Here is a 13,221-nt window from a genome sequence, read left to right as displayed (position 1 = left end):
GTCGCCGTCGTGCTGCGCCTGTTCGGACTCCTCCTCACTGTGCTTGGCGCGATTGCTGTGGCGGTGATTTCTTGGCCGCAGTTTTTTCGCCTCGAACGCGACCTTCCCATCGCCCAGCTCGTCTCGTTTCGGGCTCTTATCGCTGTCGGATTCGCCGCACTTTTTGTGCTCGCGCTGTTCCTCGCGGTCGTGCGTCCCATCCGCGCGTTGGCATTGTCGCTCGCGTTTGTTTTTCTTGCCGGAGCGGGGGTAAACGGCGCGATCCTCGCGTCACGCGGACTCGGATCGCAAACGCTCCCCGAGCAGACCGAAACCAGTGTGCGAGTCATGACCTGGAATACCGCCGGTGTTGCAACATCGGCGGACACTATTGCGCAGACAGCTGTCGCGATGGATGCCGACATCGTCACCCTGCCGGAGACGACGATCGAAACCGGTACCGCGGTCGCAGTTTCAATGGGAGAACTCGGGCACCCGATGTGGGCGCATCACACGCAGTCCGGCGAGTGGGACTCTGAGTCCACCACAATCTTGATTTCCCCAGATCTTGGCGACTACTCCGTCATTGAGTCTTCCGCAGATGGCACGAGCAATACGTCGACCCTTCCCAGCGCCGTCGCCATGCCAAACAGCGGAGACGGGCCCATCGTTGTCGCGGCACACGCCGTCGCTCCGCGGGAAGACTACATGCCCCAGTGGCGAGGCGATCTTCAATGGCTCGCTGATCAGTGCGCGGGCGACGCCAACGTCATCATGGCGGGAGATTTCAACGCGACTGTCGACCACATGTCTGGACTCGGCGTCGATGGCGGAGATCTCGGCCAATGCACCGACACTGCCGCGGCAACCGGAAACGGTGCGATCGGCACATGGTCAACGGCACTCCCCGCGCTTGCCGGTGCACCCATCGATCACGTTATGGTGAGTGCGCACTGGACAGCCACAGGATCCGTCGTGCTGCAGTCACTCGATGACGCCGGTAGCGACCACCGACCACTCGTCGTTCAGCTCGAGCCGTACGAATAGCCAAAGCAATCAGTGTTGCCTCATGCACGAAGTGCGAGAATTGAGGAATGACAACCACAGGCGACAGCGACACGATTGCATCCGCAGCGACGCCGGAGACTCCCCCGGAGGCTGAGACAGAAGTTGGCACAACCAACCGACGACAGCCCTTCCCACAGGGATTCCTGACGACGATCTCAACGGGATGGGCAGAGCGCACTCCTACTCGCGTCAGAGCCCGCGCGCAGGCAGAGTTTGCGGCGCGACGACGTTCAGCTGTCTCAGCAACGTTCGTCGGCCGCCGAATTGTGGTTCCTGCCGGCGAACTGAAACAACGCAGCAACGACACCGACTATCCGTTTCGTGCGCACTCGGCTTTCTCTCACTTGACCGGATGGGCGAGCGACACAGAACCGGGTGCCGTGCTCGTGTTCGATCCGAATGACAACGGCCACGACATCACGCTGTATTTTCGCGAACGAGCAGACCGCACGACAACCGAGTTCTATGCGGACTCGACGGTGGGTGAGTTCTGGATTGGCCCCCGGCCGTCTCTCTCAGAGGTCGCAGAGAACCTCGATATCGCCACAGCACACATCGCGGATTTCACGTCCGTTCCTGGTGATCTGGTCGTTGAGGAAGATGCCGAAATCACCCAGTTCGTCTCGGAGCTTCGGCTCATCAAAGATGACTTCGAAATCGAACAGCTGCAGCTCGCGGTCAACACCACCGCGGCCGGCTTCGACGACATCGTCCGCGCGTTGCCGTCCATCGTCGATCACCCACGTGGCGAGAGGGTTGTGGAGGGCGTTTTCCACAGCCGCGCGCGAAGTGATGGCAACGGCGAAGGGTACGACACCATCGCAGCCTCCGGCCCGCACGCGTGCTACCTGCACTGGACACGTAACGATGGCGCGGTGTCACCCGGCGACCTGATTCTTGTGGACGCAGGTGTTGAGGTCGACAGCCTCTACACAGCTGACATCACGCGGACGCTGCCGGTCAACGGCACGTTCAGCGAGGTACAGCGAAAGGTTTACGAGGCCGTGCGTGAAGCCGCCGACGCGGCATTCGCAGTCGCTGCCCCCGGCGTGAAATTTCGCGATCTCCACAACACTGCAATGAGCGTTATTGCCCAGCGAGTTGCAGAGTGGGGTCTGCTTCCCGTGACCGCTGAGGAGGCGCTCGACGCGGACTCAGGCGGCCAGCACCGCCGGTACATGGTGCATGGCACGAGCCACCACCTCGGCATCGATGTGCACGATTGTGCCGCAGCGCGGCGAGAGATGTACTACGACGGCGTGTTGCTACCGGGAATGGTATTCACGATCGAACCCGGCCTCTACTTCCAGATCGACGATCTGACTGTTCCAGAAGAGTTCCGTGGAATTGGTGTCCGCATTGAAGATGACATCCTGCTCGCTGAAGACGGTCCGGTGAATCTTTCCGGTGGAATGCCCCGCACGGCCGACGAGATTGAGCAGTGGATCGCGCGACTCACGAATTAAACAGCGAAGCACGCTAAGACGAGGGGCGCTCCTGATCGGGGTGCCCCTCGTTCGTGTCGTCCGCAGCCGCCGGCGGCGCAATGCGCTCCCCATATCTCGGCGGCTCGGAATCAACGCGTGAGGGCGCGGAGACTGGCGGACGTGTTGATGATGACGAGGGTGTTCCCTCCGATGCTGACGGCGCGGTCGGCACGGATGCTGGTGCTCCTCCGCCGCCGTTCAGTACCTGACGCGCGCGTTGCACGCTCGTAGGTGAAACTGTCACGTCGTAGCTATCAGCGACGATCTGCATGACGGACGCGAAATCGCGTCGACGCCGTAAAAACGAGTAGGTAATGATGCTCAGCAGCATTCCGACGGCGATACCAACGAGCAGCACGCCTGCGAATGTCTGAATGGGTGCCGCCGGATCTCCGAGGACGAAGATGAAAGAAAATAGCAGCCCCAGAAGCAGTCCGTTGAGTGCTCCGCTTCGCGCGGCCGCCGCGTATCCCAATCGGCCGGTGACACGTTCAATTGAACGCAAACCGTTGCCCACTATCGCGATGTGCTTCGCAGGCACCTCCCCCGCGATGAGAGAAGAAACTGCCTTCTGCGCCGCCTCATAAGAGGGGTAGCTCGCGATTGTGTCGCCAACTTCTCCCCGTGCCGGAGGATATCCACCCGAAATACTCATGTACCCATCATCGCATCGCATCTGGCGTGGTGACGCGGGCACCGTGCGTTGGCGCCGACTACTCTTGAGTCTGTGAGTACGCAACGGGTTTTTGCCGCACGCCTAGCCGGGTGTTCGGTTTTCGACCCCGCTGGCGACCGTCTCGGCAAGGTCCGCGACGTGGTCGTGATATATCGCACCACCGACGCTCCGCGCGTCGTTGGACTCGTCGTTGAAATCCCCGGTAGACGGCATGTTTTCGTGTCGATCGGCCGTGTGACATCCATCGCGACCGGCCAGGTGATTACGACAGGGCTCATCAACGTTCGCCGCTTCCAGCAGCGTGGCGGAGAAGTGCGCGTCATCACGGAGCTACTCGGGCGCAAGGTGTATTTGAAAGATGGCTCCGGTCGAGCCGTCATCGAAGACGTCGCGATCGAACGGAACCGGCTCGGCGAGTGGGATGTCGGTCAGCTCTTCCTCCGCCGCCCGAAGACGAGCTCTGCGCCGTTCGCGAAGGGTGCCACGACGTTCGCGGATTGGAAGGCGATCCGCGAAACGCAAGAGCCCGGCGAGCCGCAGTCTGCCGAACAACTCGTCGCGAGCCTTGCTGAGCTGAAGCCCGCAGACCTCGCCAACACACTTCTCGATCTTCCTGAGGAGCGCTTCATCGAGGTCGCTGGGGAGCTCCCTGATGATCGCCTGGCTGATGCACTCGAGGAAATGCCGGAGGAAGATCAAGTCCACATTCTCGAGGCCCTCGGCGACGAAAGAGCTGCCGACATTCTCGACGCGATGGAGCCCGACGACGCCGCAGACCTCCTCGGCCAGTTGCCAGATGCCCGCTCTGAGGAACTTCTCGACCTCATGGAGCCTGAAGAGGCCGAAGACGTCCGCGCGCTGTTGAAGTACGGCCCAGAGACTGCGGGTGGCCTCATGACGCCCGAACCCATCGTTCTCTCGGCCGATGCAACCGTCGCGGAAGCCCTAGCTCTGATCAGGCGCCACGAGTTGCACCCAGCGCTTGCGGCGGCGGTTTATGTAACCCTCCCCCCGTACGAAACCCCCACGGGACGCTTGCTCGGCACTGTGCATTTCCAGCGAATGCTCCGCTACCCGCCGCACGAACGGCTGGGCGCGATCATCGACGACACGATCGATCCAGTGCCAGCGACAGCTCCCGCGGCAGAAGTCGCACGAATGCTCGCCAGCTATAACCTCGTGTCGCTGCCAGTCACAGACGGCGCACACCGACTGGTCGGGGCCGTGAGCGTCGATGATGTCCTCGATTACCTCTTGCCTGATGACTGGCGATCGGGCGACTCTGATGACGGCACCGAGACAGTTGTCGCGAGGACGCGATGATGGCACGAAAGGGACGTATCCCCGAGCTCGACGCACCCCGCGGACGCTCCGGGATGCTGGCGCGCACTCCGCGCCCATCTCGCGACAGGTTCGGGCGCGGCACGGAGTGGATTGCGCGAGCCATGGGGACACCCTGGTTCCTGATCGCGCTTACCCTGTTCTGCGTCGCATGGATCTCGTGGAACACCATGGCACCCAACGCGCTGAGGTTCGATTCCGCCGCAAACGGGTTCACCGCGCTTACCCTCGTGCTCTCGCTGCAGGCCTCGTATGCGGCTCCGCTCATTCTGTTGGCCCAGAACCGACAGGACGATCGGGATCGCGTGCAGATCGAACAGGACCGTCAACGTTCAGAGCGAAACCTCGCCGATACCGAATACCTTGCTCGCGAAGTCGTGGCCCTGCGCATGAAGATCACCGACCTCTCCGAAGAGATCGTTACAAGAGATTCGCTACGCGATGCGCTCAAGTCGTTCGTCGAAGACCTAGATGCTCGCGCAGCCGGCGAATCTGAAGAGGTCGTTGCTGAGCGTGAAGAGCGCCGCGAGCGCCGCGAACGCGCGGAGAATGCAGAACGGCGCGCGCGTGAGCGCTGACGTCCAGAGCGTTCGGTCCGCGGTCTCAGCTGTTATTGACCCGGAGCTTCGGCGCCCACTCGGGGAGCTAGACATGATTGGCGACGTCACTGTCGCTGATGGCGTCGCACATGTACGGGTGGCTCTAACGATTGTCGGATGTCCCGCTGCCGTCCGCATCGAAAGCGACGTCCGTGAAGCTGCTGCACGTGTGCCAGGAGTCATCGAGACCGACATTGAGATGGGGGTGATGACCCCGGAGCAACGAGCGGCGCTCACCGAACGGCTTCGAGCCGGGCGTCCTCGCGGTGTCGCCTTCACGGCCGAAAGCCTCACCCGCGTCATCGCCGTCACAAGTGGTAAGGGCGGAGTCGGCAAGTCCACGCTCACGGCAAACCTCGCTGTCGCGCTGGCCGCACGTGGACTCTCCGTTGGCCTCATCGACGCCGACGTGCACGGCTTCTCAATTCCTGGGTTGTTGGGCCTCGTTGACGAAGCGGGACGAACCGTTCGCCCGACTCGCATCGATCAGCTCATCCTTCCGCCCATCGCGTACGACGTGAAAACAGTGTCAATTGGCATGTTTCTTCGCGAGGGTGATGAAGGAGCCGCCGTCGCATGGCGCGGCCCGATGCTGCATCGCACCGTGCAACAATTTTTGACCGATGTGCACTTCGGCGACCTTGATATCTTGCTCCTCGACATGCCTCCAGGTACCGGAGACGTTGCAATTTCAGTTGGTCAGCTCCTGCCTCACGCCGAAGTCCTCGTCGTAACGACCCCCCAACCTGCCGCCTCAGACGTGGCTGTGCGCAGCGGCGTGCTCGCGCGTCAGACCGGCCAACGCGTTGTGGGGGTCATCGAAAACATGGCGCCTATGACTCTCCCGGACGGCACCACACTGGAACTGTTCGGCTCGGGAGGCGGAGCTGCCGTCGCCGCCTCGCTGTCTGCGGGAGGCGAGAATGTTTCGCTTGTCGCCTCCGTGCCGCTCAGCTCGGCACTTAGAGTGGCCGGAGATTCGGGCGCTCCCGTCGTTCTCGCCGATCCAGAAGACCCCGCGGCACGCGCGATCACAGAACTTGCGACGAAACTCGCTACCGAACCCCGCGGACTTGCCGGTCGAAAGCTACCGTTCCAACCAAGATGATTGGCTACGTCGCCTCGTCATCGAAAGGAAACGAACCATCCTCCTTCTGAGTGGATGTCGACTCTGCGTCAGAACCAGTCCCGGAGAGTATCGCGGCGGCTGAAACTGCCTTTACAGTTGCCGTCGGCGGATCGTCCAAGAGAGCTTCGCGAATGATGCGGCGTGGGTCGTACTGTCTCGGGTCGAGTTTGCGCCAGTCGACGTCATCGAAATCCGCGCCCATTTCGTCACGCACACGAGTCTTCGCTCCGCGCAGATAGTCGCGCGCTTGGCCGATGAAGCGCGCGGCGCCCTCCGCGTAGCGAGGTAGCCGCTCCGGTCCGATGATGAGTCCAGCTATCACCGCAATCACCAAAAGCTTCTCGAAGGTGAGACCGAAGATCATGACTTCAGATTACCGCCGCGCCTGCGCCGTTCGGTCATTGTGGCCGCGTACTCTGAATGAGGAGGTCACCCATGGGCGAACACACAGCGAACGCACGCTTCGCCGACGAGGTCTCGGTCGAACCTGACTACATCACACGAGCACGCGCTCACGCGCTCGAACTCGGCGCTGCACCCGTGAGTGCCGCAGTCGGCTCGCAGATCTCTGTCATCGCAGCCGCGTCGAATGCACTGAACATTGTCGAGATAGGCACTGGAGCGGGCGTTTCCGGGTTGTGGCTCATGCGCGGAGCACCACGAGCGACCTTGACGACGATCGACAGCGAACCTGAACACCTCAGCGCCGCGCGTCAAGCCTTCATCGACGCAAAGATTCCGCCCGCACGTGCGCGCTTCATCACCGGACGCGCCTCCAGCGTCTTGCCCCGCATGAACGAGGCTTCTTACGATGTCGTATTAGTCGACGCCGATCCGGAAGCTGTCATCGAATACGTCGAGCATGGTCTTCGTCTCGTTCGGCCGGGCGGCACTGTGCTCGTTCCTCGTGTCCTGGCGGGCGGTGGAGTGTCCGACCCGGTGCGGCGCGACCCCACGACCGTGGCGTACCGCTCACTGATTCAAGAAACGCAGGCTTCCCTCGCGGTAATTGGCGCGCTGTCGATTGTTGGTGAAGGGCTTCTGCAGCTCACAACGCTCCGCGACTACTCGTCATAGACCTCGCGCACGGACGTGCGGTAGAAAACGAAACGGTCGGCCCCGAAAGGGGCCGACCGTCGATTTCGTCGTAAGGATCAGGCTGGCTTTACGACTCCGCTAAGCACGTCGTAAAGCTCCTTCGCTTCCGCGTCGTTGACGGAGACGACGAGACGTCCGCCACCCTCAAGCGGCACGCGAACGATGATAAGGCGCCCTTCCTTCACGGCCTCCATCGGCCCGTCTCCGGTTCTCGGCTTCATGGCTGCCATCGTGGCTCCCTTTCCTAACATGTCTTAGCAATGAGTTTACCGTGATGGATCGCGCGACGGAGAACGCTCGCGCATCACACGCTTACGGAATCTGCCAATACGTGTTGCCGAGCGCATACATGTTGTAAATCCACCACCACTGGCCAACGAGCGCAACGACGACGACACCGACACGCCACGCAGTCCGCTTCGGCACAGCGACAGCGCCCCAGAGCGGGGACAGCGGCACGAGCAGTCGAAAGATACTCGACTGCGGAAAGAACACAGCAAGGAGATACAGCAAGTAACTCGCGGCCCACCACCGAATCTCCACACCAACACGTCGCGCGGCTGGGTGAAACAGCAGCAGGGCGCTCACACCGACGACCGCAATACTCAGCGCGATTACCCCGATGAGTGCTGAGCTTCCCCAGGAAACGAACCAGAACTCCGCTCCCTGGATGAAGCCTTCGAACGGGATGAAGCCAGATGCGTCGCCCGTGAGCCAGTTCCGCCGCCAGGCAAGTTCAGTTGCGAGATACGCCCCGGCATCACCGGTGGCAACTGCTGCGATCACTTGCCACCCAAATCCGACGATCACCCCGAGAGCGCCCAGCGCGACAATATGGGAAATTTCGCGCCCAGAAAGAGCTTCGCTTCGCCGGCGCGTCCATCGCCAAATCCCGAAGAGTCCGAGAAACAACGCGAACGCGAGCACGCCGGGGCGAGTGAAACCCATAAGTGGAATGACAAGGTACAGCCAGCCATAGCGCCGCCGTGCAACAAGCAAAAGCGCCAGAAAAAGCCACAGCATAAATAGGGATTCCGCATATCCCACATGGAAGAGAGCGGCGAGCGGACCCGAAACGAAGAACAGCACAGCCCACATCGCTGCCGACTCCCCCACGCGCGGCAGCCATAACCGGTAAAGCACGAGTGCTGAAAGATAGCCGGCACTCAATGAGATGACGACAGCGCCCGCGATCCATGATCCCAGCACTGTCCCGAGCGCCGCCGCGAGATACGCGTAGATCGGCATGAAAGCCCACTGGTTCTCCGCGACCTGTCCACTATCGGTCAGCGGAAGCTCCAGTGGATATCCACTCACCGCTGTGAGCCAGTACCACTGCGCGTCCCAGCCGACAGCAAAGTCGGCGATTGTCGCGTTCTCTCCGAACCGAGATCCCACGCCGGACATCGCTGCGGCGATCAAGAAGAATCCGGTTGTCACCGCGCGCGCAGCTAGGTAAAGCGCACCGATCCGAAGCCACGGCGGGAGCGCCCGCCATCGTGCCCCCGCACTGCGGGATTCGATCAGGGGTTGCTCAACCACGCGCGCAGGCCTCGCTCAACACTCTCGATCTGGGAGAGCGGTACCTGCTCGTTATCGTGGTGAGCGAGGTGGGGGTCACCCGGGCCGTAGTTAACCGCCGGGACTCCGAGCGCCGAGAAGCGCGCCACATCAGTCCAGCCGTACTTCGGCCGCGGCACACCGCCCACGGCGGCGATAAACTCCTGCGCGAGCGGCGCGTCAAGCCCCGGGCGGGCTCCTTCAGAGACATCGATAACCTCGAGGTCGAAGCCCGCGAAGACGTCGCGCATGTGGCTCTCTGCGTCATCAGCGTTCTTATTCGGCGCGAAGCGGTAGTTCACTTCGACCTCACAAGCGTCGGGGATGACATTGCCTGCGATTCCTCCGGCGATACGCACCGCGTTGAGGCCCTCGCGGTAATCCAAGCCGTCTACCGCAACTGTTTTCGGGCGGTATTCCGACAATCGCATCAGGATGGGAGCGACCTTGTGGATGGCGTTCTCGCCGATCCACGCGCGTGCGCTGTGAGCACGGACCCCGGCTGTACGGACAATGGCGCGAATGTTGCCGTTACAGCCACCCTCGATATCAGCGTTCGACGGTTCACCGAGGATCGCGAAGTCGCCAGCAAAGAGATCCGGGCGAGTTTTCGCCAGGCGAGTGAGTCCGTTGAGATCGGCGGCAACCTCTTCGTGGTCGTACCACATCCATGTGATGTCAACGCGAGGATCGACGAGTTCTGCTGCGAGCTTCAGTTGCACGGCAACTCCCGCTTTCATATCGACCGTTCCGCGCCCCCACAGCATTGGCTGGCCATCGACCTCGATGAAGCGCGTTGGCAAATTGTCGTTGAGCGGCACCGTGTCGATGTGACCTGCGATAACCACACGCTGCGCCTTGCCCGTGTCGGTTCGCGCCACAATCGTGTCTCCATCGCGGTACACATCGAGATGAGCGAGGCCACTCACCGCTTCAGTGATCGCATCGGCGAGCGTCTGCTCATCGTCAGAAACACTCGGAATATCGCAGATGGCTCTAGTGAGCTCGATCGACGACGCGGACAGATCAAGCGAAGGCATGGGCCGATTCTACCGATCCTGATTCGATAGCCTGATGGGATGAGCACTGAACGATGGATCTGGGCGCAAGGCCTGTCGACGACCGCAGAGAACGGCACCGTTCTCGACGCCTGGTTTCCGGAGGTGAACGAAGGAAAAGCGCCGGCCGCGTCAGTTCGCCCCGAACCGGCCGCCGAACTCTCAGCACTCGCAACTCCCGATCACCGTCGTTCAGTTACCGTCGACGTGGTCACCGTCGAAATCGATCTGGATGCCGCGCCCGCATCGACCGCCGATGCGTACCTGCGTCTTCATGCGCTCTCTCACCTCATTGTTTCTCCAAACACACTCAATCTCGATGGGCTCTTCGGCGTGCTCCCTAACGTGGCATGGACAACCGCTGGACCGGTTCACCCAGATGACCTCACCCGAATTCGCCCAGCGCTGATGCGTGCGGGCATTCAGGTGCAGAGCATCGATAAATTCCCGCGTCTACTCGACTACGTCACTCCCCACGGTGTGCGCATCGCGGATGCCTCACGCGTGCGCTTGGGCGCTCACCTCGCTCCCGGTACAACCGTGATGCACGAGGGGTTCGTCAACTTCAACGCCGGCACATTGGGCGCATCAATGGTGGAGGGGCGGATCTCACAGGGCGTTGTTGTCGGTGACGGCAGTGATATCGGCGGCGGCGCATCGATCATGGGTACGCTCTCGGGAGGCGGCAATCACCGGGTCTCGATCGGTGAGCGAACGCTCTTGGGCGCGAACGCCGGGATCGGCATCTCACTGGGAGACGACTGCATCGTCGAGGCAGGTTTGTACGTCACAGCTGGCTCGAAAATCGTCCTCGCTGACGAGCCGGTGCAGGCGAATGGCGCCCGACCGGTGGTCAAAGGCGCAGCACTATCGGGAAGCAGCGGCATCCTGATTCGACGAAACTCACTCACTGGCGCGATTGAAGCAGTCAAACGTGGCGGCGTCGGCGTCACCTTGAACGCGGCCCTCCACGCGTAGAGTTCTCTCACCTCGAGTGAAGGAGCACGCATGTCCGCGCGACTGCCAAAGAAGCCCTACAAAACTGAGTTGAAGAAGCTCCAGGCACAGCTGGTCGACATGCAGGCATGGGTCCAAGAGACCGGCGCCCGCGTCGTCGTCATCTTCGAGGGCCGGGATGCCGCCGGAAAGGGCTCGACGATCAAACGCGTTTCCGAGTACCTCAATCCTCGCGTTACCCGCACAGTCGCGCTCCCGACACCCACGCCACGACAAAAGAGCGAGTGGTACTTTCAGCGCTACATCGCGCACCTACCCGCTGCGGGTGAGATAGTGCTGATGGATCGGTCTTGGTACAACCGGGCGGGTGTTGAGCGCGTCATGGGGTATTGCACGCAAGAGGAGTACACCAGGTTCTTGCGTCAAGCACCGATCTTTGAGCGGATGCTGGTAGAAGACGGCATCCTGCTCTTGAAGTACTGGTTCAGTGTGTCTGATGTGGAGCAGGAGCGCCGTTTTCGCGATCGCGCCGCTGACCCGATGCGTCGATGGAAGCTGAGCCCCAATGATGTGTCGTCAATCACCGAGTGGGAGAGCTATTCGCGCGCTAAAGACGCAATGCTCATCCACACCGACATTCCTGAGGCGCCATGGTTCGAGGTCGACAACGAAGACAAACGACGCGGGCGCTTGAATATGATTTCGCATCTACTGAGCCAGGTGCCGTGGACAACAATCGACCGCGAGGCGGTAGAAATTCCCTCACGCCCAACGTCGCAGGGGTACGAGCGGCCACCGCGCGACAATATCGTGACGGTTCCCGACTACGCCTCTGAAGTGATTGGCAAGAAAAAGAAGAAGGGTTAGACGCCCGGGTAGTCGCGCTGCGGCGAGCCGGTGTAGAGCTGCTGAGGGCGACCAATCTTCGTTTGCGGGTCAGTCTGCATTTCGCGCCAGTGCGCGAGCCAGCCGGGCAGACGCCCGATAGCGAAGAGCACCGTAAACATGCGGGTCGGGAAGCCCATCGCCTTGTAGATAACCCCGGTGTAGAAGTCGACGTTGGGGTATAGCCGGCGCTCTTTGAAGTAGTCGTCGTTCAACGCGATGTCTTCGAGTTCTTTCGCAAGGTCGAGAAGCGGATCTTTAACCCCGAGTTCGCGGAGCACTTCATCGGCTGACTCTTTCACGAGACGCGCGCGCGGGTCGTAGTTCTTGTAGACGCGGTGGCCGAAGCCCATGAGCTTCACGCCGTCTTCTTTATTCTTCACGCGTTCGACGAAGCGCTGCACCGATTCGCCTGAGTCGCGAATTCGGCCGAGCATGTCGAGAACGGCCTCGTTCGCACCACCGTGCAACGGACCGTAGAGAGCATTGATGCCTGCTGAAATCGACGAGAACTGGTTAGCGCCCGTCGATCCCACGAGACGCACAGTCGAAGTCGAAGCGTTCTGTTCGTGGTCCTCGTGCAAAATGAGCAGTCGCTCAAGCGCACGCGACATCACAGGGTTGATTTCGTAAAGCTCGCTCAGAACACCGAAGTTGAGCTTCAAGAAGTTGTCGACGAAGCTCATCGAATTGTCCGGGTACAAAAACGCCTGGCCGACGCTCTTCTTGTGCGCGTATGCGGCGATGACGGGGAGCTTTGCCAGCATCCGAATCGTGTTCAATTCGACGTGTTCCGGATTCGACGGATCCGATTCGCCTTCGTAATAGGTCGATAGCGCAGCAGTAGCTGCGGAAAGCACCGACATCGGGTGCGCCGTCGGCGGAAGCGATGAGAAGAAGCGCTTCAGATCTTCGTGCAGAAGAGTGTGACGACGAATCTTGTTGTCGAACTCGGCAAGCTCGCTCTCGGATGGAAGCTCACCGTAAATCAAAAGCCATGCCACTTCGAGATAACTCGAGTGCGTCGCGAGCTGTTCAATCGGGTAGCCGCGATAGCGGAGGATCCCCTCATCGCCGTCGATGTAGGTGATGGCGGATTTTGTCGCCGACGTGTTGACGAATCCATAGTCAAGCGCCGTGTGCCCGGTTTGACGTGTAAACGTCGAGATGTCGATGGCGGGGGCACCATCGGTGCCGAGCAGAACCGGGAACTCTGCAGAACGCTCCCCCACATTCAGTGTGGCCTTGTTCTGGTGCGTGTCCGCGTCGCTCACGGCGCCTCCTTGCGATTTCTGGTCGTCGAGGGTCGTTGGTGGAGGCACCGGTTGATGCTCCGTGGGAGTCTCGAACAGTCCGCCGTGACTTCCGTCCAATACAGCCTAGT

General features: G+C 61.2%; 14 protein-coding genes. 8 read left to right on the top strand and 6 right to left on the bottom strand.

Annotated elements, in window-relative coordinates; all coding sequences use genetic code 11:
- Positions 1-9: 9 nt before the first annotated feature.
- Together FHS06_RS10455 and FHS06_RS10450 are read left to right on the top strand one after the other, a co-directional pair.
- Positions 10-1,026, top strand: a complete 1,017-nt coding sequence (locus FHS06_RS10455; RefSeq protein WP_167049062.1) for an endonuclease/exonuclease/phosphatase family protein — start codon at positions 10-12, stop codon at positions 1,024-1,026.
- A 47-nt stretch (positions 1,027-1,073) separates the two neighbouring features.
- On the top strand, positions 1,074-2,513 hold the full coding sequence (locus tag FHS06_RS10450; protein ID WP_167049060.1) for an aminopeptidase P family protein: 1,440 nt from the start codon (positions 1,074-1,076) through the stop codon (positions 2,511-2,513).
- Positions 2,514-2,526: 13 nt separating this feature from the next.
- Here the strand turns inward: FHS06_RS10450 and FHS06_RS10445 are convergent, their stop codons facing one another.
- Entirely contained in the window at positions 2,527-3,189 is a 663-nt protein-coding gene (locus FHS06_RS10445) for a YflT domain-containing protein (RefSeq protein ID WP_167049058.1), read from the bottom strand.
- Positions 3,190-3,261: 72 nt separating this feature from the next.
- Here FHS06_RS10445 and FHS06_RS10440 point away from each other — a divergent pair, with 72 nt between their 5' ends.
- From FHS06_RS10440 to FHS06_RS10430, 3 genes are read left to right on the top strand one after another with little or no spacing between them, the layout of a single operon-like run.
- Positions 3,262-4,533, top strand: a complete 1,272-nt coding sequence (locus tag FHS06_RS10440; RefSeq protein WP_167049056.1) for a magnesium transporter MgtE N-terminal domain-containing protein — start codon at positions 3,262-3,264, stop codon at positions 4,531-4,533.
- The gene (locus FHS06_RS10435) at positions 4,533-5,129 is read left to right on the top strand and encodes a DUF1003 domain-containing protein (RefSeq protein ID WP_167049054.1); all 597 of its coding nucleotides are present in this window, start codon (positions 4,533-4,535) and stop codon (positions 5,127-5,129) included. Before FHS06_RS10440 ends, FHS06_RS10435 begins: the two co-directional genes overlap by 1 nt.
- Positions 5,101-6,258, top strand: coding sequence for an Mrp/NBP35 family ATP-binding protein (locus FHS06_RS10430; RefSeq protein ID WP_167049052.1), 1,158 nt, complete (start codon positions 5,101-5,103; stop codon positions 6,256-6,258). Before FHS06_RS10435 ends, FHS06_RS10430 begins: the two co-directional genes overlap by 29 nt.
- A 4-nt stretch (positions 6,259-6,262) precedes the next feature.
- On the opposite strand, the gene FHS06_RS10425 is transcribed toward FHS06_RS10430, so the two are convergent.
- Complete coding sequence (locus tag FHS06_RS10425) at positions 6,263-6,643, bottom strand: twin-arginine translocase TatA/TatE family subunit (protein ID WP_167049050.1); 381 nt, start codon at positions 6,641-6,643, stop codon at positions 6,263-6,265.
- Between the two features lie 71 nt (positions 6,644-6,714).
- On the opposite strand from FHS06_RS10425, the gene FHS06_RS10420 reads away from it, so the two are divergent.
- A complete protein-coding gene (locus FHS06_RS10420) occupies positions 6,715-7,356 on the top strand; it encodes an O-methyltransferase (protein ID WP_167049048.1) in 642 nt (213 codons plus the stop codon).
- A 77-nt stretch (positions 7,357-7,433) separates the two neighbouring features.
- On the opposite strand, the gene FHS06_RS10415 is transcribed toward FHS06_RS10420, so the two are convergent.
- The 3 genes from FHS06_RS10415 to dapE form a co-directional block, all read right to left on the bottom strand.
- Positions 7,434-7,607, bottom strand: coding sequence for a DUF3117 domain-containing protein (locus FHS06_RS10415; protein ID WP_167049046.1), 174 nt, complete (start codon positions 7,605-7,607; stop codon positions 7,434-7,436).
- An 82-nt stretch (positions 7,608-7,689) separates the two neighbouring features.
- The gene (locus FHS06_RS10410; protein ID WP_310734893.1) at positions 7,690-8,919 is read right to left on the bottom strand and encodes a hypothetical protein; all 1,230 of its coding nucleotides are present in this window, start codon (positions 8,917-8,919) and stop codon (positions 7,690-7,692) included.
- Complete coding sequence (dapE, locus tag FHS06_RS10405; protein ID WP_167049044.1) at positions 8,901-9,977, bottom strand: succinyl-diaminopimelate desuccinylase; 1,077 nt, start codon at positions 9,975-9,977, stop codon at positions 8,901-8,903. Before dapE ends, FHS06_RS10410 begins: the two co-directional genes overlap by 19 nt.
- 39 nt (positions 9,978-10,016) lie before the next feature.
- On the opposite strand from dapE, the gene dapD reads away from it, so the two are divergent.
- Both dapD and ppk2 read left to right on the top strand, forming a co-directional pair.
- On the top strand, positions 10,017-10,973 hold the full coding sequence (gene dapD, locus FHS06_RS10400) for a 2,3,4,5-tetrahydropyridine-2,6-dicarboxylate N-succinyltransferase (RefSeq protein WP_167049042.1): 957 nt from the start codon (positions 10,017-10,019) through the stop codon (positions 10,971-10,973).
- A gap of 30 nt (positions 10,974-11,003) precedes the next feature.
- Entirely contained in the window at positions 11,004-11,819 is an 816-nt protein-coding gene (gene ppk2, locus FHS06_RS10395; protein WP_182486539.1) for a polyphosphate kinase 2, read from the top strand.
- Here ppk2 and FHS06_RS10390 read toward each other — a convergent pair.
- Complete coding sequence (locus FHS06_RS10390; RefSeq protein ID WP_167049039.1) at positions 11,816-13,111, bottom strand: citrate synthase; 1,296 nt, start codon at positions 13,109-13,111, stop codon at positions 11,816-11,818. The two genes, ppk2 and FHS06_RS10390, sit on opposite strands and share 4 nt — an antisense overlap.
- Positions 13,112-13,221: the final 110 nt, after the last annotated feature.

Origin of the sequence: Microbacterium halimionae (assembly GCF_011761265.1) — a bacterium.
GTDB classification, from domain to species: domain Bacteria; phylum Actinomycetota; class Actinomycetes; order Actinomycetales; family Microbacteriaceae; genus Microbacterium; species Microbacterium halimionae.
This window is presented reverse-complemented; position numbering and strand designations above follow the sequence as displayed.